Raw genomic sequence first — 21,731 nt, 5'->3', positions numbered from 1 at the left:
CCTACATCACTGGTGCGATCCTGCTCACTTTACGATTCGGCCACGCGTGAGCAGCAGCCGCCCCGCCCCGAGGACGCCGGCCCCGGCCCCGGGACGGCGCCGGTAAAGGAAGGTTTGCCCGCCTGACCGAGTGCGGGAGGGCGGTGGGGTAGCGCGGATCCCATGACCGGCAAGCGCAAGGACGATCCGTCCGTGGGTGACGAGGTCTCCTGGAAGAGCCATGGGTCCACGGCCCGCGGCAAGGTGGAGAAGAAGATCACCAAGAGGACGAAGGAGGCCGGCCGTACCGTGGCGGCCTCGCCCGACGACCCGCAGTACGTCGTGCGCAGCGACAAGAGCGGGCGCGAGGCCGTGCACAAGCCGTCCGCCCTGCGTAAGGGCAAGGACAAGGGCGCGAAGTGAGCGACGACCGGGACGTGGCGGCCGAGTTCGGCCAGGCCGTCAACATGACCGCGCACGAACTGGAACGCTGGCTGGACACCGAGGAGTCGAAGGAGGTCGGCCAGAAGCAGGACGGCGGCGGCGAGTCGACCGGCCACGCCTCCGGCCGCGAGATCGTCCGGCTCCTGCGCAAGGGCAGGTCCTCCTGGACCGGCCACGACTACGAGCACATGACCAAGGTGATCGGCTACATCCACCGGCACCTGGCGCAACGCCCGTCCGGTGACGTCCGGGATACCCGGTGGCGCTACTCGCTGATGAACTGGGGACACGACCCGCTCAAGTGAGACGGCCGCCGCGGGAGAGCCGGTGGGCGATCAGCCCTGAGCCGGGCGGTGGCGGCTGATCGCGCGGGCGATGCGCCGTGCTTCGAGGGGGAGCAGCCGCAGGGTCCCTTCGATCGCGGGGCGGAAGCCGGTGAACCAGAGCCCGGGGGCGGGCGCGTCCCGGCGCGGACGGCCGGCGTCGTCGAGAACGCCGAGGTGCCCGACCAGCCCGGCGAGACCGGGCCGGTAACCGGTGGCGGCCAGGATCACGTCGGGGCGCAGCCGGGAGCCGTCCCGCAGCACGGCGTCGCGGTCGTCCAGACGGACGACGGCCGGCACGACGCTCAGCCGGCCGGCGGTGAGATGACCGACGAACCCCTGGTCGACGGCCACGGTGACCCCCGTGGTGCGCATGCGCTCGAACGGGCCCTGCCACGGCGCGGGCAGCCCATGGGCGCGCAGGTCGCCGAAGGCCGGCGATCTCGACGGCGGAGTTGCCCGCGCCGACGAGGAGCACCCGCGACTCGGCGAGGTCGGTGGCGCGGCGCAGGCCGGCGACGTGCATGACCGGCTGGCGGAAGCTCGACCGTCCGGGCCAGCGGGGCATCTCGGGCACGCGGTCGTGGCCGGTGGCGACGATCACGACGTCGGCTCTCACGCGCGACGCCCGCGGGCGGGACGCGGCAGGGCGAGGGCGAGCAGGCAGCCGAGGAACGCGATGGCGGCCGCGGCCCCGAAACCGGCCGGCTGACCGTTCTGCTGACCGTTCTGCTGACCGGTCGGCTGACCGGTCGGCTGGCCGGGCGGCTCCATGCCGGTGATCAGCAGCCGGGCGGCCGTGCCCCGGGTGGGGGTGGCGGTGTGGTGGATCACGAATGCTGCCTTTCGCTGAAGTGGCACTCCAACGAAGGCTGCACTAGAGTGTCGCTCCAGTCAAGACGGGAAGATCGCTGATGACACGACCCAGGCCCGGCGTGCGGGCGGCCAAGGCGGCCCAGGCCCGGTCCCGCATGCTCACCGCCGCCCGAGAGCTGTTCACCGAGCGCGGCTACACGGCGACGAGCATGCGGGCCATCGCCGGCCGCGCCGGGGTGGCCGTGCAGACGCTCTACTTCACCTTCGAGACGAAACGGTCGATCCTGAAGGAGCTGCTCGACGTCGAGGTGGCCGGCGACGACGCCCCGCTCGCCACGCTGGAGCGGCCGTGGGTCGCCGAGGCGCTCGCCGCGCCCCCGTCCGACCTGCTGCGCAAGCTCGCCGAGGCCAACGCGGGCATCCATGAACGGGTGGCGCCAGCTGCGGACCGGCCTCAGCGCGCTGCGCGCCGCCGACGCGGCGCTGGCCGTCCTGGCGCCGGAGAGTTACGTCCTGCTCGTCCGGCACCGCGGGGGGAGCGGGTCGGCGTGGGCCGATTGGGCGGCCGGAGCACTGACCGACACGTTGCTTGCCCGCGAAAGTAGCTAGAGTCTTACTATAGTCAAAAATGTGGAGGAGGCCGGATGTCGGGGATTCTGGTGATCGGTGGCTACGGCGCGGTGGGCGGCCAGGTCTCGGCCGTTCTGGACGAGTGGTTCCCGGGCCGGGTCACGGCCGCCGGGCGTGCTCCTGACCGCGCCCGGCTGCCCGCCGGTGTCCGCCGGGTCCGGCTCGACCTGGCCGACGTCGCCGCTCTGGAGCGGCTGCTCGACGCCGGGAGCATCGGGGTGGTCGTCCTGTGCGTCGAGCCGGCGGACGCCGCCGTCGCCGAGGTCTGCCTGTCGCGGGGCGTCCACCTGGTCGACGTCGGCGCGTCCGACCATTTGCTGCGCCAGGTGGAGGGGCTGGCGGACCGGGCCGTGGCGGGTGGGGCGACCGCCGTCCTCAGCGTCGGCGTGGCGCCCGGGCTGACGAATCTGCTGGCCCGGCGCGCGTACGAACGCGTCGGCGGCGCGCGGCGCGTCGACCTCACCGTGCTGCTCGGCGCGGGCGAGCGCCACGGCGCGGACGCGGTGGCCTGGACCGTGGGCAGACTCGCCCAGCCCGCCACCGGCCGCCCGCGCCGCTGCGACCTGCCCGGCCACGGCCGCCGCACCGCCCACCCGCTCGACTTCTCCGACCAGCACAGCCTGCGCCGCACGCTCGGCGGCGGCCCGGAGGTCGTCACCCGCGTCTGCTTCGACTCGGCGTTCGCCACCGGGTTGCTGTTCGGGCTGCGGCGGATCGGGGTGTTCCGCGCCGCCCGGTCGCCCCTGGCCCGCCGCCTCGTCGCGGCCACGCTGTCGCGGGTGCACGTCGGGAGCGACGACTTCGCCGTCCGGGCCGACGCCGCCGACGGCGAGCGGCACGCGGCGCTCGCGCTCACCGGCAACTCCCAGAGCCGGATCACCGCCGTCGTCGCCGCGCACGTCGTGCGGGCAGTCGTCGGCGGCGTGCTGCCCGCCGGGGTGCACCACATCGACCTGCTACCGGCCCTGGCCGGCCTGCCCGAGGAACTGGCGCCCCACGGCGTCCGCCTGTACGACCTGCTCTGAGCGCCGGCCGCCGCTGCTCAGTCGTCGTGGGCGATGAGCATGAGCTGCCGCCACAGCAGCACCACGAACACCGCAGAACCGGCGAAGGCGAACCAGAAGGGCGCCGCGACGCCGAACCGGGTGGCCAGCACGCCGCCGATCAGCGAGCCGACCACCAGGCCGGCGTAGACGCAGACGGTGTTGACGCTCCCCACCCGTCCCTGCAGCTCCTGCGGCACCGCGCGCTGGCGGACGGTGCCCGAGGTGGTGCCCCAGATGAAGGCGTGCGCGCCGAACACCAGGAAGATGGCTCCGGCGACCCACGGCGAACGGGTCAGGGCCAGGCCCAGGTGGGTGAACGTCTCGATGATGAGCCCGATCCGCATCAGGGCGCCGAGGCTGACCCGGCGGGTGATGGTCCCGTACAGGCCGGTGCCGATCAGGCCGCCGATCCCGCCGATGGTGGTCATCAGGCCGAACCCCATCGCGCCGAGGCCGAGCTGCTCCTGGGTGTAGAGGACGAGCACCGACCAGGCCGCGCCGAAGGTGAAGTTGAAGATCAGGATGGTGAGCGCCAGCGTGCGGACCGCCGGGTGCCGCACCGTCCAGCTGAACCCGGCGACGAGCTCGCGCACGGTGTTCGGACGCGGCGCGCCGTCCGGCCGGACCGGCGCCGGCAGCGTGATGCGGGAGACCAGGACCATCCCCGCCAGCACCAGGAGCAGCTGGCTCGCGAACGGCCAGGTCAGGCCCAGCCCGAACAGCGCCGCGCCGATCGGTGGCCCGGCGAGCTGGTTGAGCGTGATGAACCCGGTGCCGAGGCGGGCGTTGGCGACGATCAGGTCATCCCTGGAGACCATCATCGGCGTCAGCGTGGACGTCGCGTTGTCGGCGAACACCTCGGCGATGGACCGGAGCGTGAGCGCCGCCAGCGCCGTCGCCACGGTCACGGTGCCGGTCGCCATGAGCACGACGAGCGCCGCCAGCACCACGGCGCGCACGGCGTTCGCGACCAGCACGATCCTGCGGCGGTCGTACCGGTCGGACAGGACGCCGGCGTACAGGCTGAACGCCAGCGGCGGCGCCCAGCTCACCAGGGCGGACAGCGAGATCATCAGCGGGTCGCGGGTCAGCGTCGCGATCAGCAGCGGGCCGGCGGCGGCCGCGATCCCGTCACCGAGATTCGTCAGCCAGCTCGACGCCAGCAACCATCGGAACCCTGTCCCCAAGCGGGCCGGCAGGACCCGTTCCACGACTGTGACCACGAGCGCAAAACCATACGTTTCGCCGAGCGCCCGAGGCAACGCGTTTTCCACCAGGACCGCAGCGCCCGCCCCGGGCCACTCAGGCAGCCCCGGCCGTTCCGAGCCGTCCCGGGGTCCGGGAGCTTCGTGCCCGCTTCCCCTGGGCTGTCACGGGGTGTCCGCCTCGTGAGGGCGTCGCAGGGTGCCCGAACCCGGGCCGTCACGGCATGGCCGGCCCGGGGGCGTCACGGGGCTGTCGCGGGGTGCGGGACTCGGGGGTGTCGCCGGGGCCGTCAGGGGGTGCGGAAGCCTCGGAAGGTCACGGGTCTGCGGGTGCGGAAGCCGAGCCGCTCGTAGAGGGCGATCGCGCCGGTGTTCGCCTCGGCCACGTGCAGGAACGGGCGCTCGCCGCGGGCCATGATCCGCGACACGAGCGCGCCGACCAGGCGGCCCGCGTGACCCTGGCCGCGCGCCTCGGGCGCGGTGCACACGGCGCTGATCTCGGTCCAGCCCGGCGGCCGCAGCCGCTCGCCCGCCATCGCGACCAGCTTCCCGCCGTCGAAGACGCCGAGGTAGGCGCCCATCTCGCGGGTACGCGCCCAGAACGGCCCCGGTCGCGTCCTGGCGACGAGGTCGAGCATGTGCGGGACGTCGTCCGCGCCCAGCTCGGTGACGTCGCCGGGCGCGGCGGGGACGCGGTCGCCGCCGTCCCAGATCAGCTGGCGGCCGTCGAGGGCGAACACCGGCTCCCAGCCGGGCGGCGGGGTCGCCGGGGAGCTGAACAGGTCGGCGAGCTCGCCCGGCCCGAGCAGCCGGGCCAGGTCGGCCCACGCCCGCTCGTCCGGCTCGGCCGGGACGGAGGAGAAGGTCGCCACCTCTGCCTGGTACGTGGCCGCCGCGCCGAGCCGCCGGGCGAGGTGCGCATGACGGCCGCGCAGTGACGCGCCTACCGGGTCGTCGAGCGGGGTGGCGTCGCGGTCCGCCATCGTGGTGTGCGCCTCTCGGGTGGTACGGGGGAGCCGGCTGGAGGGACGGGGGTCATCCGGCGCCGGTCATCCTAGTGACCTCGCCACGGTGCCCCTGTGGCCGGGCCTTGTGCCGCCCCTGTGCCGGGCCTTTGTGGCGGCGCAGCGGTGGGTCGGCGGTGGCGGGTGGGGGCCGGGTCGGTTAGTGGCGGGACGTGGCTTCGATCGCCTGTTTCATCTCCGCCGCGCCGTACCGCATCCGCAGGCCGACCTCGGCGGCTCGCGCGTCGGGCAGCACGTCGGTGATCCAGATCAGCCGACCGGCCCCCTCGCCCTCCGGACGGACCTCGAAGGAGGCGTGATGATGGGCCAGCGGCGGCCTCGCCCCTTCCACGACCGCGTAGGCCAGACGGCGGGCGTCGTCGTCGATCGCCACGATCAGCTCGCGGATCACGTGCCCGTCGGGGAACGTCAGGAACCGCTGATCGCCGTCCAGCCTGGTGTCCTCGACGCGGCCCGGGAGCAGCCGTTCGTGCACGGCTCCGACGTCACGCAGGACGTCCCAGATGTGGTCGGGGGAGGCGTCGATGACGACTTCGTGCCGGATGGAGGCCATGGGGAACCCTTTGTTTACGTACTTCATTATGAAGTACTTCGCTATATTAGCGAACGTCCCAGTCCTCCTTTCGTGGCGGGTAGGCGAAGGTCTGGTGGTGGGCCCAGTCGCCGCGCACGACGCGATAGTCGTGCGCCGCCTCGCTGGCGGGGTGGTCGGGGCCCACGTCGACCCGGTCGGCGACCGACCAGACGCCGTTGATCCGGTGCTCCACGGTGTAGAGGAACTCGTTGAACCCCGTCTCGGACACGCACGTGTTGACGACGGTGAGCGCCCGCCGGCCCGCCGTCAGCCCCGGCGGAAGATCGACGATCTGGTTCCGCCACTTGTGGACGGCGTCCTCCAGCAGCGGCCGCCACCTCGCCGCGGGCACGCCGTCCACGGTGATGGTCGCGTCCTGCAGGCCGACGCCGGCGTCGAGCCGGCGGATCAGCCGTACGCCGGTGTTGGCCGGGCTGACGCTCACGGTGAACCGGCTCGACCCGCCGCGGGGGAACGCGCGCCCGTCGTCGGTGACGATCTGGCCGGGGTCCACGGCCTGGCCGGACGCACCTGCGGGCCGCGGCTCGGGCCGTCCCGTCAGCCGCAGGGCGACGACGACGGCCAGGACCAGCGCGGCGGCCACCGGCACGGCGATCCCGGCGAACAGGACGGCCCGCCGCGGCCCGCCACCGCCCACGACCGCCACCACCCCACCCGGCAGCACCGCTCCCGCCGAGCCGACCGCGTCCGGCGGCACGCCCCCGGCCGCCTGCGAGCTGCCAGCCGCCTGCGGGCTGCTGGACGTCTGCGGATCGTCGGACGTCTGCGGATCATCGGACGTCTGCGGGCCGTCGGACGTCCGCGGGCTGCCGAACGTCTGCAGGCCGTCGGACGTCGGCGAGCCGCGATCGTCCCAGGACCCGGCGGGCAGCCGGCTGATCCGCACCCGGTCCCAGGCCCGCTCCCATGCGGGCAGCTGGTGGTCGGGCACGCGGCACCCCCGCAGGAACGCCACCATGACCGCCTTCTTGGGAAAGCGCCGACCGGCCAGCATGTCCGCGCACGTGCTGCGCGGCAACCGGGCGCCGCCCGACCTGTCGGCCCGCGCCTGCAACTCCCGCAGCGACACGTCGGCCCGGGCGAACTGCTCGGCCAGCAGCCTCACCAGGTCCTCGTGACAGGTCACCGACTCCGGCCCGGCGGCCTCCGCGGCGCCCGGCGGCGGCCCGCCGCCGTGGACCTCGCTCATCGCTCCCCACCCCGCCCTCTCTTGACCGGGCCGTAAGGCCACGCAGACCAGCGACAGAAAGTGTACGGACGGTCGCGCCGCGTGTCCGGGTTCTCGCGGCCCGGCCGTTGCTACGCTCCTGTGCCGTGCGGGAGACGCGGCTCGACACTGCTCGGATCCGGGCGGCACGTCCGATGATCGACCCCATGTTCCTCGACACGCCGCTGTTCCCCTGCCCGGCGCTGGAGCCCCACCTCGGGTGCGCGGTGAGCGTCAAGCTGGAGACGGCGAACCCGGTGCGCAGCTTCAAGGCCCGCGGCACGGAGCTGGTCGCGAGCCTGCTCGCCGACGGCGGCGCGCGGGCCGTGGTGTGCGCCAGCGCGGGCAACCTCGGCCAGGCCCTCGCCTGGTCCGGCCGCCGGCGGGGCCTCGACGTCACCGTCGTGGCCCCCCGCTCCGCGCCCGCCGCCAAGCTCGACCGCATCCGCGCCCTGGACGCCGGGCTGGAGCTCGTGGACGGCGACTTCGACCTGGCCCGCGAGCGGGCGGCGGCCATGGCCCGGCACCACGGCATCCGGCTGGTCGAGGACAGCCTCGACGTCGAGACCTGCGAGGGCGCCGCGACCATCGGCCTGGAACTGGCCGGGGCCGTGCCGCCGTACGACAGCGTGCCGCCGTACGATGCCGTGTTGATCGCCCTCGGCGGCGGGGCGCTGGCCAGCGGCGTGGGGCACGTGCTGAAGGAGCTCGCGCCCGGCGTCGAGGTGATCTGCGTCCAGCCGCTGGGCGCGCCCGCGATGACCCTCTCGTGGCGACGGCGGCGTATCGTCACCACCGGCCCGACCCGCACCATCGCCGACGGCGTCGCGGGCCGGCGTCCGATCCCGGCCGTCCTGGACGACCTCCTCGTGGTCGCCGACGACGCCGTCCTGGTGCGGGAGGAGTCGATCGTGGCCGGCATGCGGTTGCTCCTCGACCACGCGGGCCTGGTGGTGGAGCCGTCGGCCGCGCTGGGCGTCGCGGCGATCCTCGAAGACCGCGACCGCTTCGCCGGCCGGCGCGTGGTCATCATCGTCTGCGGCGCCAACGTCGACATGCACGCCTACCGCCGCTGGATCGGCGCACCCCCGCCGTAGACCACGACCGCTTCCCGGCGCGGACGGCGCGGACGGCGCCTCGGGGTCAGGGCCGGCCGGTGAAGACATCGATCCAGAAACGCTGGCGCTCGCCGTCCACCCCCACCAGGTAGGTGGCCTTGAGCTTGGGCGGAAGCAGGGGCGCCAGACGGGCGGCGGTGCCCCGGTGGGCGCGCAGCTGCGACAGCTCGGCGTTGGCCAGGACGCGGTGCACGACGTCGCTCGCGTCCGTGCCCTCGGGGCCCTCGTCCGCCGCCCGGCGCAGTCGCTCGGCCCAGCCGTCGAGGTCGTCGGTCAGCTCGCGAAGCCCGGTCACCCGCCGGTCGGCAAGCCTGGCCTCCAGGTCGGTGAGCGGGACGGGCGCATACTCCCCGTCGCCCAGATAGATCTTCGCCATCTCCAGCGGCAGCCCGCGGCCGTGCAGTTTGATCAGGCGTTCCAGGGTGCGCTTGGTGAGCCAGGCGCGACCTTCGTCGTCGATGTCGTTCTTCCACCACTCCAGGACGGTCTCGGCGACCGCGCCGTACCGCGCGATCAGCCACTCGTTCGCCGGGATGTCGTCCGGGCCGATGTCCAGGGAGACGGTGAAGCGGGAGGCCTGCGCGATCGTGTTGCGCGCGACCAGCAGCCTGCGGCCCAGATGGTACGGCGGGTTCTGCAGCGCGACCTGCGCCTGAAGCCCTTCGATGCGCCGCCCGGCCAGCGACCATTCCTGGGTGACCTCCATAAGCCTGGCGAAGGCCGACCGGTCCTTGGGCCGGTTGTACTCGTCCCAGACGATCGCCTTGGGCTCGGGGCCGACGAAGATCCCGGCGAGCAGGTTGTCGAGCGTGCCGTCGGCGGTGGGGAGCGGCACGCAGAGGTCCTCGACGTTGGTGACTGGCAGCGAGAAGTAGATCGGGTCGCGGCCCAGCTCCTCCCGGACGACCTCCTTGACCACCTCGGTCTTGCCGCACCCCGGCGGGCCCTGGACCAGCACGGCCCAGCGCCGCCGCAGCGCCTCGCGGACCACCCTGCGGACCGCGTCGGGCAGATGGCCGGGCGCGGGCACGTCCGCGCCCGCCCGGCGCAGTTCCGTGACGATCCGCGCCAGGATCTCCGGCGCCTGGTCCGGGCCGGGTGTGCCGTCGGGCCGGGGCACCGCCAGACGCAGCCGCTCGCCGTTGAGCAGTGGCAGGCCCCAATGCGGCGGCAACCCGGCCAGCGCGCAGTCGAGCACGTGCTCCAGCGTGCGCGGGGAGAACCGGTGGCGCAGTTCGGCCGGCAGGGAGGCCCACACGCGGAAGACCCCGGACAGGTCGGTGCCGCGGAACCTGCGGGAGAGCGCCTGCCGCCAGGCCGTGTCCGCCGCGGTGATCCGCAGCGTCGTCATGCGGTCCAGGATCGCGAGGTCGGTACGGCGTGCGGCGGTCTCCTCCACCGACTCGTTGTCGGTGAGGAAGACGCCCACGCAGCCGAGCGCGCGCAGGTCGTGCTCGCCCAGCGTCCAGGAGGACGCGATCTGCATGAGCTGCGCCTGGATGAGGTCGCCGGCCTGCAACGAGTCGTCGATCAGCAGGACGAAGGGGCGACCGGGCTTGAGCCGGCTCATGATGAGCTGGCGCAGGACGAGCCGGCCGTCCTGTCGTACCGGGGCGTTGACGAGCAGGTCGTCGGGGGTCAGGTTGGCGGCCGGCACGTACACCAGGCGGTAACGGTCCCTGAGGTGGGAGAAGAACGTCGAGGTCTTGCCGATGCCGTGCGGGCCGAAGACCTGGCCGGTCATGCCCAGTTCGATCATCGCGTCGATGAAGTCGGCCAGCTTCGACGTCACCCGTGTTCCTCCCATGGATCTCAGTAGAGCGGGACAGACCCAGCAATATCATCTGATTTGTGCGCGACGACGACCTGCAGGCGTGCCTGAGAGTGCTCTCCGAGCTGGCCGAGGCGCCCGAGGATGATCCCGATCTCGTCCGCGTCCGGGAAGCGGCCCGGGCCTTCCTCAGCAGGACGCGGCACCACGAACGGGCCGGGAAGCGGCGGCGGCTCGTCGAGCGGGACGCGGCCGCGCTCGCCGGTGTCCCCGCTCCGGCCGTCATGACCGGCGTCCCCGGCCCGGCCGCCGGGGCCGTCGCCCGCACGGCCGAGCCGTCCTCGCGCATCGACGGCCTGACCAGGTGTTACGTCTGCAAGGCCCATTTCCGTGCGGCCGACGAGCGGTACGAACGGCTCTGCCCGGTGTGCGCCGAGGAGAACGCGCGGCGGCGCACGGCCCGTACGGACCTCACCGGCAGGCGTGCCGTCGTCACCGGCGGCCGGGTGAAGGCCGGGTTCGAGCTGGTGCTGAAGCTGCTGCGGGACGGGGCCGCGGTGACCGCGCTGACCCGGTTCCCGCAGGAGGCGCGCCGCCGCTTCGCCGCCGTGCCCGGTCACGAGAAGTGGGCCGACCGGCTCACGGTCACCGGCATGGACCTGCGGGACGTCCCGGCGGTGGTGCGGTGGTGCGACGAGCAGGTGACCGCGGGAGAGCCGCTGGACATCCTGGTGAACCTGGCCGCCCAGACCGTGCGTCCGCCCGCCGCCTCCTACGAGGCGCTGCTCGCGGGCGAGCGGACGGCCGAGCTGACCGCCGGGCAGACGCCTCCGCCGGAGGAGGGAACGCCGGACACCGCCGTGGACGTCGCGGGACTGCTCCCCGACCCCGCGCCGGACAACTCCTGGACCCGGCTGGTCCACGAGGTCGACCCGGTGGAGCTGCTGGAGGTGCAGCTCATCAACGTGACCGCGCCCTTCCTGCTGATCGGCAGGCTGCGCCCGCTGCTCGTGGGCTCGCCGCGCCCGCGCAGGTACGTGGTGAACGTCTCGGCCGCCGAGGGCCAGTTCGGCCGGGTGTACAAGGGGCCCGAGCACCCGCACACCAACATGGCCAAGGCCGCGCTGAACATGCTGACCCTCACCAGCGCCGCCGAGCTGGCCGCCGCCGGGGTCTACGTCACCAGCGTGGACCCGGGCTGGTTCTCCGACCAGCAGCCGGACCCGGACCGGCGCCGCCGGGCCGCCGCCGGGTTCCGCCCGCCGCTGGACGCGGTGGACGCCGCCGCCCGCGTGTACGACCCGATCCTGCGCGGCGAGGCCGGCGACCCGCCGTACGGATGCCTGCTGAAGGACTACCGCGTCGCACCCTGGTGAGGTGTCAGCCGGCGACCGCGCCCGCCGTGGCCAGCAGCTCGGGCAGGGTGCCGACGAAGCCCTCCGTGAGCAGACGCAGCGCCACCATCCATGCCTCGGGACTGCCACCGAGGTGCCGGTGGACCAGCTCGGCCAGCCGGCGCAGCACACGCGGATCCGGCAGCACGCCGGGCGGGGGCGCGAGCACCGCTTCGGGCCTGACCATGGACAGCACCTCGTCGGCGGTCAGCTCGCCGAGCCGCCGCAGCTCGGCGGCGGCCAACTGGCCGTAGAGGGTCTCGGCGTCCCAGTGGGCCCGTACGCCGGGGGTCCGCAGGTGGCGGCGCGGGCCGGAACCGGTCTCGTCCACGACGAACGGGCGCAGCGGCACGTCGCCGTCCCGGCCGAGCAGCGTGCGGACCGCCGCCGTGCCGCGCAGGCCGGGCAGCCACAGCGACTCCGCGTACCGGTCGAGCGCCTCGGGCGGCAGGCCGGCGACGATCGCCTCGGCGGTCAGCGTGCCGGCGACGTAGCCGTTCCCGGCGACCTTCGCCACCGCGCCCGCGCCGACCGCCGGAAAACGGTCGCGGACCAGGGCGAGCAGCGCGGGTGACGGGCTGGGGACGAGCGGCGCCAGCTCGGGATGGTCGGCGACGGCCAGGAGCAGCAGCTCCTCAGGGACGTCCGCGCGCTGCGCCATGAGCCTGGCCGCCCGGTAGGGCAGCGGGCCTTCGCGTCGCCGCCGCTCCGGCTCGCCGTCGAGCACGGCGGCCCAGTCCACCCGGGGGATCGACGGGTGCCGCCGGTGGACGACCGGGCGGGACCGCGCGCCGCCGTACGGCGCGCGGGCGGCGGCGTCGGCCAGCTCGGCGGCCGAGCGCAGCCGTTCGGGACGCCGCAGGCGCTCGCTCACCTCACGCAGCCGCGCCGCGCCCTCCTCGCTGGTCAGGGCGGCCCGCGCGTACGCGCTCACGCTCGGCTCCGCCTCCCCGGCGCCCCAGCGGACATCGGGCAGCATGTCGTGCTGCACCAGCTCGGCGAGCTCGGCGGTGCGCCCGGCGTCCAGCAGGGTGCGGCAGGCCTGGATCGCGCCGTGCGGGTCAGCGCCCCTGCCCAGGGTCCGCAGGGCGCGGGCCGCGAGGCCGGGGTCGGCGGCGTGCAGCAGGAACGACTGGTGCCTATCGGTAACCGCCGCCTCCAGCACGTCCTGGGGAAAAGGCAGCGGGGTGCGGCCGTCGTGGCGGGAGGTCTGGTGCGCGAGCTGCCTGAGGAGGTTGCGCGGCATCCCGGGGGAGAGGAACAACTGGCCGTTGACCTGGGGGTCGTCCAGGTCGAGCAGCCGGCCGGGCAGGCACGTCCCGGGGTCGAGGAGCACGTCCGCGGGCGGGAGCCGCTTCGGGCCGGGACGGCGCAGCAGCGCCTCGGCGACGACCCGGTTGAGCATGCCGTGGCTGACGAAGGCGCCCTGCGTGATCGGATCGCCAAGGAGGGAGTCCACCTCGTACGGGGCCGCGAAGCGCAGCAGACCGGCGGCGCACCCGTGGATGTCGAGGGCCCTGACGGAGGTGACGGTCGTGGCATTCACGATCCGACACGCTAGGGGCTGAGATCTTCCGGCGCCAACGGGCGTACGCGGTGGCAGGCCATCGGCGGCCGGTGCCGGTCCGGCCAGTCGTCGCCGCCCGGCGTGATCAGCCAGATCCATTTGTCAGGCTCGTCGGGCGTGATCGGCGCGGCGTGGCCGTCGGTGAGCACGATCACCGCGTCGGGAGGTTCCTCGACCCGTTCGCCGTTCACCGCGTGCCGGCCTTCGACGTAGTCGCGGACGAGGCCGAAGTCCGTCCCGCCGCCTCCGTGCACGCGCTCGCCGGGACGGAACGGCATGATGGCGCCGTCGAAGCTCAGCCAGCGCGCCTCCACGCCGTCCACCTGTCCGACCAGGTCGGTCACCCATCGCACCACCGGGTCCGGCATCGACCCCGACGTGTCCAGGGCGATGACCAGCCTCTTCACCCGCTCGGGGCCACGCCGCGCGAGGACGGGATCGTGGCCGAGCGCGGCCAGCAGCGCTCCGCGCTTCTTCGGGTAGACCAGCCGATCGCCGGGACGGAGCCTGGAGGCCAGCACGTCCACCAGCCACTGTTGCCACCAGTGCACCCGGCGGGTGGCGACGGTCCGGCCGCGCAGGGCGTGCGCGCCGAGATCGCCCCAGATCCGGTCGGCGCGGTCGCCGCCGCCCCGGGTGCGGTCGAGCAGGTCGAGCAGTTCGCCGCGGGCGAGCGCGCCGCCGCGCCTGGCCGCGATCAGCACGCTGCGCAGCACGTCGGAGCCGACGCTGTCCACCGTCTCCTGGTCGAGCCCGGCGCCCTCCAGCAGCAGGTGCACGCAGAGCGGCCCCGGTACGGGCGGGTGCCGCATCCTGCGCAGCTCCCGGTAGACGTCCATGTCCGTGGCCACGAAGTCGTCGTAGGGCAGCCAGTCGAGCCCCTGCGCCGTCAGGTCGTCGCGGTAGGCGCGGTGGATCAGCGCGGGATCGACGCCCACCGGCTCGCCGCCGATCTCCGGCAGCCCGGTCTGGCGCAGCCGGACCATGGCGACGTGGTTGATCGCCACCTCGCAGGCCAGTGTGAAGACCGGGTCGTCGCGCAGGACGGGATCGGCGAACAGATGCCGCTGCACCAGGTGCCGGGCCTCGTGGAACAGCACGAAGCGCACGCCCTCCAGCCCCAGGGCGACGAAGAAGCCGGGGTTGTACAGCAGCAGGCAGGTGCCGTGCCCGGAGGCGAGCACGGCCGCGGTGTCCACGGCCGTGGTCGGGATCTGGTGCGAGCACTTGCTGTAGATCCAGGACGCGATCGCGCTGTGCGTCATGCCGAGATCGAGCAGCGCCTGCTCCTTCAGCCGCCGGGCCCGCGCCACCGTCTCCTCGTCGGCCGGCCGCCATCGTTCCAGGGCCCGGCGGTCGCCCAGCTCCACCACCGGGAGCCTGATCCTGGCCCGTTTCCCGTACACCACGTGCCCAGCGTGGCGGAACCGGCCACCGGGGATCAACCGGCCGGATCACGCCGAGCCGGTCAGGAGCGTTTTTCCTGGGGTTCGCCGGCCAGCCAGTCCCAGCTGGTGATGGTGGTGCGCATCAGGCGGGCGGCGGTGGACAGGTGGCTGTCGGCGCCCCAGAACAGGGTGAGCGTGCGGCGGCAGTCGGGGTCGTCGACGTCCACCCAGGCCAGCGGGGCGCGGGTGGTGGAGCGGCGGGCGAGGGACGGGACCAGCCCGATGCCGAGCCCCGTGCTGATCAGGTCGGCGATGGCGCTGGACTCGTCGCCCTCGCAGACGATCCGCGGCGTGCGGCCCCTGGCGGCGAAGAGCCGGTCGAGCAGCCGGCGTTGCCAGTGTCCCTTGCGGGCGGTGACGAAGGGCTGGTCGGCCAGGTCGTCGATGGTCACCGACGTACGGCCGGCCAGCGGGTGGTCGAGCGCGGTGGCCAGCCCGACCGGCTCGTCCAGCAGCTCGGCCGCCTCCAGCCCGTCGGCGTGGATCGGCTGGGAGGCGACGCACAGGTCGAACTCCTGGGCGCGCAGGCGGCGGGTCATGTCGTCGGCGGGGGCCCAGTGGAGCTCGATCTCGGCGGCGGGGTGGGCGCGCTTGTAGGCCGCGAGCGGCCCGGTGAGGGTCAGGAAGGTCTCCGAGGCCAGGCGTACGGTGCCGAACCCCTCGGCGGCCTCGGCGACGGCTCGGCGTCCGGCGTCGAGCTCGCCGAGCGCCCGTTCGACGAAGCCGCGGAACAGCGTGCCGGCGCCGTTCAGGCGGAGCCGGCCGCCGCGGTCGAACAGCGGCGTGCCCAGTTCGCCCTCCAGGCGGGCGATCGTCCGGCTCAGGGACGGCTGCGCGACGCGCAGCTCCTCGGCGGCGGCGCTGAGGTGTTCGAGCCGGGCCACCACCAGGAACTGGCGGAGGGCGTTCAGATCCATCATGCCTCCCAACACATAACACCATAGCAATATAGATCTTGGACAAGATAACTCGGGAGCCATAGCGTCGGAGGCGTTTCACCAGGACGGACATGAGGAGGACCCTCGATGCTCAGCGTGCTCGACGGGCCGCGAGCCGATGCCACGCGCCGCACGGCACCCGTGGGCTGGACGTTGCGGGCGACGGTCAGCGCCCACATGGTGGCGATCGCCGGGCAGCCGGTGTTCGCCGGCGTCTACCTGACCGGCGACTACGACAGCCTGCGCTGGCACTCCCTCGGCGCCGACGCGGTCACCTCCATCGGTTACCTGCAGCTGATCGTGACGATCGTGCTGTGGGCGCGCCTGCGCCGCAGCGGGCCGTTCCTGGCCACGGCGGCGGTGGTGGCGGCCGAGACGGCGCAGTACTTCGCCGGGCTCGACGGCGCGTTGTGGCTGCACATCCCGCTGGGGGTGGCGACCGTCGCCGCGCTCACGGTGCAGTTCATCGACGTCTGGCGCCGCCCCTTCCCGCGTCGGGCGGCCCGCGATGCCTGAGCACGACCGGCCGGCCCGCGGCGTGACCAGGCGGCAGGCGCTCGGCATCGGCGGCGCACTCGGGCTGATGGCGGCCACCGGGCTCGGCGCCTCGGCCGCGATGGCCCGGCGGCCCTCGATCACCGGCGCCGAGCTGCGCAGCGACCTGCCGCTGCCGCCGCCGTTCCAGGTGCCGCTGCCGATCCCCGCCGTGCTGGCGCCGTCCGGCACCGCGGGCGGCGCCGACCGTTACGAGATCGTCCAGCGCGAGACGACCCTGGAGATCCTGCCCGGCGTGCGCACCCGGGCCTGGACGTACGGGGGCACCTTCCCCGGGCCGACGATCGAGGCCCGCCGGGGCCGGCCGATCACCGTGACGCACCGCAACGACCTGCCCGTGCCGACCGTCGTCCACCTGCACGGCGGGCGCACCCCGGCCGCCTCCGACGGCTACCCGACCGACCTCGTGCTGCCCGAGGGCTGGACGGAGCCCACCATGCACATGGCGCACGGCTCCGGCATGGGGAACATGCGCGACCCCCGGGCCGTGCTGAGCAGGCGGACCAGGGACTACACCTTCCCGCTGGACCAGCGGCCGACGCTGCTGTGGTACCACGATCACCGGATGGACTTCACCGCCCCCGCGATCTGGCGCGGCCTGGCCGGGCTGCAGATCGTCCGCGACGACGCCGAGCAGGCGCTCGGCCTGCCCGCGGGGCCGCGCGAGCTGCCGCTCATGATCGCCGACCGGGCGTTCACCGCCGAGGGCGAGCTCGCCTACCCCGCCCTCGACCCCACCCTGCGGGAGCGGCCGGGCGTGCTCGAACCGTACATGGCCGGGGTGCTCGGCGACGTGATCCTGGTCAACGGCGCCCCCTGGCCGGTCCACGAGGTGGACGCGGTCCGCTACCGGCTGCGCCTGCTGAACGCCTCCAACGCCCGCCACTACGAGCTCGAAGCCGTGCTCGACGACGGGCGGCGGCTCGACCTCGTGCAGATCGGCGCCGACCAGGGGCTGCTCGCCGCCCCCGTCACCCACCGGGTCCTGCCGATCGCGCCGGCCGAGCGCTACGACGTGGTGGTGGACTTCGCCCGCGTCCCGGTCGGCGGGCGGGTCCGGATCGTCAACCGGCTCGGCTCGGGCCGCACCCGGGACGTGATGGCCTTCCGGGTGGCGCGCGCCGCGGCCGACGACAGCCGGGTCCCGCGCGTGTTGTCCACCGACCTGCCGGAGTGGCGGCGGGAGGACGCCGTACGGGTGCGCGAGCTGTCCTTCCGCGCCGGCCGGATGAACGACGGCCGCGGCTGGCTGATCGGCGGGCTGCCGTTCGACCCCGACCGGTCCGACGTCACCGTGGGCCTCGGCGACGTCGAGGTGTGGCGGATGGTCGCCGACGTCCACCACCCCGTCCACCTGCACCTGGTCGGCTTCCGGGTGCTCGCGCGCAGCGGCCGGCCGCCGTTGCCCCATGACGCGGGCCTGAAGGACACCGTCTCCCTGCGTCCGGGCGAGTCGGTGGAGATCATCACCCGGTTCGACGGCTACCGCGGCCGCTACCTCTTCCACTGCCACAACGCCGAGCACGAGGACATGGCCATGATGGCCAACCTCCAGGTCGTCTGACCCCCGCGCCGGCCTCCAGGCCGCCTGACCCCTCGCGCCACCCCGGTCCCGTTCACAAGGAGCGTCCCCATGCCCGCCGATCCCGGCATCGTCATCATCGGCGCCAGCCTCGCCGGCGCCCAGGCCGCGCGGGCCCTGCGGCTCGACCACGGCTACGACGGGCCGCTCACGCTCGTCGGCGCCGAGCACCACCTGCCCTACCAGCGTCCCGCGCTGTCGAAGGGCTACCTGCTGGGCACCACCGGGGCCGCCGAGCTCGACGTCCTGGACCCGCGGTTCTACGCCGCCCAGGACGTCGCCCTCGCCCTCGGCGCCCCCGCCACCCTGCTCGACCTCGACGGCCGGCGGGTGAAGCTGGGGCGCAACGTGGAGCTGCCGTTCGGGCAGGTGCTGATCGCCACCGGCGCCCGCCCGCGCCGCCTCCGGGTGCCGGGCGCCGACCTCGACGGCGTCCACCACCTGCGCGACCGCGAGGACAGCGAACGCCTCGGCGCGGCCCTGCGCGCGGCCTCCGCCGTCGTCGTGGTCGGCGCCGGCTGGCTCGGCTGCGAGGTCGCCGCCGCCGCCCGCGCGCTCGGCGTGCGCACGACCGTCGTCGACCCGCTGCCCACGCCGCTCTACCACGTGCTGGGCGACCGGATCGGCGGCGCCGTCGCCCGCCGGCACCTCGACCACGGCGTCGAGCTGCTCACCGGCGACGGCGTCGAGGCCGTGCTCGGGACGCGCTCGGTCGAGGCGGTGCGCACGGTCGCCGGGCGGCGCGTCCCGGCCGACCTCGTCGTGGTCGCCGTGGGCGCCGTCCCCCGCACCGAGCTGGCCGGGGCGGCCGGGCTGCGCGTGGACGGCGGCATCGTCACCGACGGTCACCTGCGCACCTCGCACCCGGCCGCGCTGGCCGCCGGCGACGTGGCCCGCCACCGGCACCCGCGCTACCTCAAACCGGTCCGGATCGAGCACTGGGACAACGCCGTCGTCCACGGGACCGCCGCCGCGGCCACGCTGGTGGGCGAGCCGGTCGTCATCGACCACGTCCCGTACTTCTTCTCCACGCAGTACGGTTCCACCCTCGAATACGTCGGCCTGCCCACCACCTCCGACCGCGTCGTCACCAGGGGCGAGCCGGGGGAGCCCGGGTTCACCGCCTTCTGGCTCGACCGCGGCGTCCCGGTGGCCGCCCTGACCATGGACGGCCAGACGGACGGCCAAGACGCCGCCGGCCACCTCCGGGCCCTGGTCGCCGCCGGGCACACCGCCGATCCGCGCCGCCTGGCCGACCCCGGCGTCCCGATGGCGGAGCTCCTGCCGCACACCCCCACCGGCGTCTCCTGAACGGCGACGCCCCCGCTCAGACGCGCAGGACCGCCGTGCGGGTGTGCCCGCGGCTGCCGCCGACCTCGACCTTGACCGCCCGCTTGGACCGGCGCACCCCCCGGTCGCCCTCCTTGACCGACCTGACCGGCCACGGCAGCTTGATCCGCACCTCGTCGGCGGTCCTGGACGGGTCCGAGACGGCCAGCCGGACCCGATGACGGTCGTGGCGGAGCAGCACGGCGCACGGCCCGTCGGCGGCCAGCGGCCCGTGCGGGGTCTCGACGGCTCCCGCGCGCCAGAACACGGCGGCGATCAGGTCGTCCCGGCTGACGGCCTGCACCGTGCGGGAGTTGGCCAGGATCTCGACCCGCCCGCGGTAGGCCGCGGTCTGCTCGGAGGTGGCGTCGGGCAGCACGGCGTAGGCGTAGCGGGCCCGGCGCGGATCGACGCCGTGGTCCACCAGGATCGTCGTGTAGTGCCGGGTGACGGGGGTCCGGTCGCCGCCGGTGGTGGCGCCGGCGTCGATGTCGCGCCAGCGGCCGGTGCGCCGCTCGCGGATCACCTTGGCCTCGGCGCCGTCGAGCAGCGCGTACCCGGCCACGCCGGACAGGTGGATCCAGCCGTCGCCGCGGGTCAGCGGGGGATGGGCGCCGTGGGTGTTGCGGTTCTCCACGACGGTCTCGACGCGGCGGCCGTCGGAGGCGGTGATGCCGGCCCCGAGGGCGATCACGCCGTCGTCGAGCAGGAACCACGCCTTCCTGGCCCGCAGCGAGGAGCCGTCGGCGATCAGTCTCATCGCCGCCACGCCGTACTCGCCGTCGAGCGCCGCGCCGCCCGCCCACGGGGTGGGCGGCAGGCGGCGCGCGCCGTGCGGGAGGTCGGCGCGCCCGCGGGTGTCGACCGTGGTGCCCGGCAGCCGGTACGGGTCGATCGTCGGCCACAGGTCGTCGTTCCAGTGGGTCAGGTCGGCGGTGTAGAGGTACGTCATGCCGTCGCCGGTGTACCAGCCGTGCAGGTTCTCCTGGTTCATGCCCTCGGCCGCGCCGATGCGCTCCGAGCTCATCGCGATCGCGTACGCCCAGGTGGGACGCCGGTGCACGACCCGGTCCATGTCGGCGAAGACGTACGTGCCGGTGGTGCGGGGGCCGACCGGCACGGACGCGTCCGCCAGCAGCGCCTCCGCCCGCGCGACGCTCGCCAGCGGGGCGACCGCGGCGTACGGGACGGCCTGGTTGCGGGTGAGCCAGCCCTTCACCATCGGCCGCCAGCGCCGGGCGTGGCGCTCGGGCGCCGTCTCCAGCAGAGTCAGGATGGCCTCGACCGCCTTCTGCCCGGAGTGGTGGTCGCGGTGGCCCTGCACCGAGATCTGCCGGCCGCGCACGCAGTCCATCATCAGCCCGTCGAAGATGAACGGCGTGAACGAGCGGTCGACGATGTCGTAGACGTTCCCGATGTCGCGGATCTCCCACGGTGACCTGGCCAGCATGGCGATCAGCTTGGCCACGCTCTCCAGGTAGTCCACGCCGTAGCTGCCGTTGTAGGGGAACACGCCGTGCTGGATGAAGGAGCCGTCGCGGTAGAAGCCGTCGCCCGGCCCGCCGGTGCGGCGCAGCAGGTCGGAGACGGCCTTCCTGGCCCGTTTGAGCAGGCGGGCGTCGTGGGTGAGCAGCCCGCGCATCGCCACCGCCATGGCCTTGCTCGCCCGGTTGGCGCCGGTCTCGACCACGCCGGGGTGGCTGACGCGGCGCTCGGGGTCGGGGCACCAGTGGCGCAGCGGGCGCAGCCAGCGGCGCAGGTCGTCCTTGGGCAGGCCGTCGTAGAGCAGGGCGCAGGTGTCGGTCAGCGCGCGCGGGACGCCGATCTCCCACCAGTACCAGTTGCTGCCGCGGCGGTCGAGGCCCTCGCGGTAGGCGTGCTCGTACAGGAAGTCCAGGGCGCTGGCCGCGGTCTCGGCGACCCGCTGATCGCGGTGCATGTCGGTGCCCGGCGTGGCCCAGCCGAGCGCCAGCGTGCGCATGCGGTTGTAGGCGCGGTTGAAGTTACCCGTACGGGGGTCGTCGAGCGGCAGGTCGGGCCACAGGCTCGGCCGGCCGGGAGCGGGGTCCATCTTGCGCAGCACCGCGTTGGCCGAACCCTCGACGGCCTGCGTCTTGTCCAGGTACGCCGGGTCGTACGTGGCGCCGGCCAGCAGGCTCACCCATCGCTCCCGGGCCGCGTCGAACGCGGCGGCGCCGGTCGCCTCGGCCGGCTTCTCCCACAGGGCGATTCCGGCCACGGCCGCGGCCCCCAGCAGGGCGGACCGGCGGCTGAGGGGGTGGGTCATGGAAGCCTTTCGACAATCGGCCATCTACCAGATGAAAAGATCCTATGTCGGTGACAGGGGCGATCATTTCGCCTTCGCGACGGGGTACCCGGCATCGGGGGCATTGAACTGTGATGAACCGTATTGAACTGTTCGCTCCGGCGATCGATCATCAGGGGCAGTAGCGCTTCCTCGCTTCAGAGAGGATCTCCATGATTCGTCGCGCATCGCTCGCCGTCCTGCTCGCCCTCGGCACGCTCACCGTCTTCGGCTCGCCCGCCCAGGCCCGCGCCTGCCAGATCGACTACCACTGCGAGACGTACTACTACAGCGACTCCACCCGGACCACGCTGGTCGGCGTCAAGTACGAGAACTGCGTGGGCGACGTGACGTGGGTGGGCACCCGCGGCTCGTACCCGGAGTTCTACGAGACCCCCTGCTAGGGGGCCGGCTCGGCGAGGTGTTCCGCGGGCACGCCTCGCCCGCCGCGTCC

Annotated in this window: 21 protein-coding genes; 10 read left to right on the top strand and 11 right to left on the bottom strand. The window is 74.0% G+C overall.

The window, feature by feature from the left end; all coding sequences use genetic code 11:
* The first annotated feature begins 162 nt into the window (after positions 1–162).
* Positions 163–402 carry a DUF2945 domain-containing protein gene (locus AB0J46_RS26995; RefSeq protein WP_357972288.1) on the top strand — a complete coding sequence of 80 codons (240 nt, stop codon included), beginning with the start codon at positions 163–165 and terminating at the stop codon, positions 400–402.
* Positions 399–728, top strand: coding sequence for a DUF3140 domain-containing protein (locus tag AB0J46_RS26990; protein WP_364336579.1), 330 nt, complete (start codon positions 399–401; stop codon positions 726–728). Before AB0J46_RS26995 ends, AB0J46_RS26990 begins: the two co-directional genes overlap by 4 nt.
* A gap of 30 nt (positions 729–758) precedes the next feature.
* On the opposite strand, the gene AB0J46_RS26985 is transcribed toward AB0J46_RS26990, so the two are convergent.
* Both AB0J46_RS26985 and AB0J46_RS26980 read right to left on the bottom strand, forming a co-directional pair.
* A complete protein-coding gene (locus AB0J46_RS26985; protein ID WP_364336577.1) occupies positions 759–1,121 on the bottom strand; it encodes a hypothetical protein in 363 nt (120 codons plus the stop codon).
* A gap of 240 nt (positions 1,122–1,361) precedes the next feature.
* Positions 1,362–1,580: a hypothetical protein gene (locus AB0J46_RS26980; RefSeq protein WP_364336575.1), complete on the bottom strand. Its 219-nt coding sequence runs from the start codon at positions 1,578–1,580 to the stop codon at positions 1,362–1,364.
* Positions 1,581–1,660: 80 nt separating this feature from the next.
* On the opposite strand from AB0J46_RS26980, the gene AB0J46_RS26975 reads away from it, so the two are divergent.
* Both AB0J46_RS26975 and AB0J46_RS26970 read left to right on the top strand, forming a co-directional pair.
* Positions 1,661–2,167, top strand: coding sequence for a helix-turn-helix domain-containing protein (locus AB0J46_RS26975; RefSeq protein WP_364336573.1), 507 nt, complete (start codon positions 1,661–1,663; stop codon positions 2,165–2,167).
* A 39-nt stretch (positions 2,168–2,206) separates the two neighbouring features.
* Entirely contained in the window at positions 2,207–3,217 is a 1,011-nt protein-coding gene (locus tag AB0J46_RS26970; protein WP_364336572.1) for a saccharopine dehydrogenase NADP-binding domain-containing protein, read from the top strand.
* A 17-nt stretch (positions 3,218–3,234) separates the two neighbouring features.
* On the opposite strand, the gene AB0J46_RS26965 is transcribed toward AB0J46_RS26970, so the two are convergent.
* The 4 genes from AB0J46_RS26965 to AB0J46_RS26950 form a co-directional block, all read right to left on the bottom strand.
* Positions 3,235–4,461 (bottom strand): MFS transporter, encoded by a 1,227-nt coding sequence (locus tag AB0J46_RS26965; protein WP_364336570.1) that lies wholly within the window; start codon positions 4,459–4,461, stop codon positions 3,235–3,237.
* Positions 4,462–4,733: 272 nt separating this feature from the next.
* Positions 4,734–5,426, bottom strand: a complete 693-nt coding sequence (locus tag AB0J46_RS26960) for a GNAT family N-acetyltransferase (protein WP_364336568.1) — start codon at positions 5,424–5,426, stop codon at positions 4,734–4,736.
* Between the two features lie 181 nt (positions 5,427–5,607).
* Positions 5,608–6,021: an SRPBCC family protein gene (locus AB0J46_RS26955; RefSeq protein WP_364336566.1), complete on the bottom strand. Its 414-nt coding sequence runs from the start codon at positions 6,019–6,021 to the stop codon at positions 5,608–5,610.
* A gap of 46 nt (positions 6,022–6,067) precedes the next feature.
* A complete protein-coding gene (locus tag AB0J46_RS26950; RefSeq protein ID WP_364336564.1) occupies positions 6,068–7,252 on the bottom strand; it encodes a hypothetical protein in 1,185 nt (394 codons plus the stop codon).
* Positions 7,253–7,377: 125 nt separating this feature from the next.
* On the opposite strand from AB0J46_RS26950, the gene AB0J46_RS26945 reads away from it, so the two are divergent.
* Entirely contained in the window at positions 7,378–8,367 is a 990-nt protein-coding gene (locus tag AB0J46_RS26945; RefSeq protein WP_364336563.1) for a pyridoxal-phosphate dependent enzyme, read from the top strand.
* Between the two features lie 46 nt (positions 8,368–8,413).
* Here AB0J46_RS26945 and AB0J46_RS26940 read toward each other — a convergent pair whose 3' ends face one another.
* The gene (locus AB0J46_RS26940) at positions 8,414–10,180 is read right to left on the bottom strand and encodes an AAA family ATPase (protein WP_364336561.1); all 1,767 of its coding nucleotides are present in this window, start codon (positions 10,178–10,180) and stop codon (positions 8,414–8,416) included.
* 59 nt (positions 10,181–10,239) lie between these two features.
* On the opposite strand from AB0J46_RS26940, the gene AB0J46_RS26935 reads away from it, so the two are divergent.
* On the top strand, positions 10,240–11,535 hold the full coding sequence (locus tag AB0J46_RS26935) for an SDR family NAD(P)-dependent oxidoreductase (protein WP_364336559.1): 1,296 nt from the start codon (positions 10,240–10,242) through the stop codon (positions 11,533–11,535).
* A gap of 4 nt (positions 11,536–11,539) precedes the next feature.
* Here the strand turns inward: AB0J46_RS26935 and AB0J46_RS26930 are convergent, their stop codons facing one another.
* From AB0J46_RS26930 to AB0J46_RS26920, 3 genes are read right to left on the bottom strand one after another with little or no spacing between them, the layout of a single operon-like run.
* Entirely contained in the window at positions 11,540–13,099 is a 1,560-nt protein-coding gene (locus tag AB0J46_RS26930; RefSeq protein WP_364336557.1) for a hypothetical protein, read from the bottom strand.
* Positions 13,100–13,110: 11 nt separating this feature from the next.
* Positions 13,111–14,529, bottom strand: coding sequence for a hypothetical protein (locus AB0J46_RS26925; protein ID WP_364336555.1), 1,419 nt, complete (start codon positions 14,527–14,529; stop codon positions 13,111–13,113).
* A gap of 59 nt (positions 14,530–14,588) precedes the next feature.
* Positions 14,589–15,488: a LysR family transcriptional regulator gene (locus AB0J46_RS26920; protein ID WP_364336553.1), complete on the bottom strand. Its 900-nt coding sequence runs from the start codon at positions 15,486–15,488 to the stop codon at positions 14,589–14,591.
* Between the two features lie 105 nt (positions 15,489–15,593).
* Here AB0J46_RS26920 and AB0J46_RS26915 point away from each other — a divergent pair, with 105 nt between their 5' ends.
* The 3 genes from AB0J46_RS26915 to AB0J46_RS26905 all read left to right on the top strand — a co-directional run bounded on the left by AB0J46_RS26915 (position 15,594) and on the right by AB0J46_RS26905 (position 18,954).
* Positions 15,594–16,022 carry a hypothetical protein gene (locus tag AB0J46_RS26915; RefSeq protein WP_364336551.1) on the top strand — a complete coding sequence of 143 codons (429 nt, stop codon included), beginning with the start codon at positions 15,594–15,596 and terminating at the stop codon, positions 16,020–16,022.
* On the top strand, positions 16,015–17,625 hold the full coding sequence (locus tag AB0J46_RS26910) for a multicopper oxidase family protein (RefSeq protein WP_364336549.1): 1,611 nt from the start codon (positions 16,015–16,017) through the stop codon (positions 17,623–17,625). Before AB0J46_RS26915 ends, AB0J46_RS26910 begins: the two co-directional genes overlap by 8 nt.
* A gap of 69 nt (positions 17,626–17,694) precedes the next feature.
* Positions 17,695–18,954: an FAD-dependent oxidoreductase gene (locus tag AB0J46_RS26905; RefSeq protein ID WP_364336547.1), complete on the top strand. Its 1,260-nt coding sequence runs from the start codon at positions 17,695–17,697 to the stop codon at positions 18,952–18,954.
* 16 nt (positions 18,955–18,970) lie between these two features.
* Here the strand turns inward: AB0J46_RS26905 and AB0J46_RS26900 are convergent, their stop codons facing one another.
* A complete protein-coding gene (locus AB0J46_RS26900) occupies positions 18,971–21,259 on the bottom strand; it encodes a polysaccharide lyase 8 family protein (RefSeq protein WP_364336545.1) in 2,289 nt (762 codons plus the stop codon).
* A 191-nt stretch (positions 21,260–21,450) separates the two neighbouring features.
* On the opposite strand from AB0J46_RS26900, the gene AB0J46_RS26895 reads away from it, so the two are divergent.
* The gene (locus AB0J46_RS26895) at positions 21,451–21,681 is read left to right on the top strand and encodes a DUF6289 family protein (RefSeq protein WP_364336543.1); all 231 of its coding nucleotides are present in this window, start codon (positions 21,451–21,453) and stop codon (positions 21,679–21,681) included.
* The last annotated feature ends 50 nt before the right edge of the window (positions 21,682–21,731 follow it).

Source organism: Nonomuraea sp. NPDC049758 (genome assembly GCF_040674635.1).
In the GTDB taxonomy this organism is placed as follows: domain Bacteria; phylum Actinomycetota; class Actinomycetes; order Streptosporangiales; family Streptosporangiaceae; genus Nonomuraea.
This window is presented reverse-complemented; position numbering and strand designations above follow the sequence as displayed.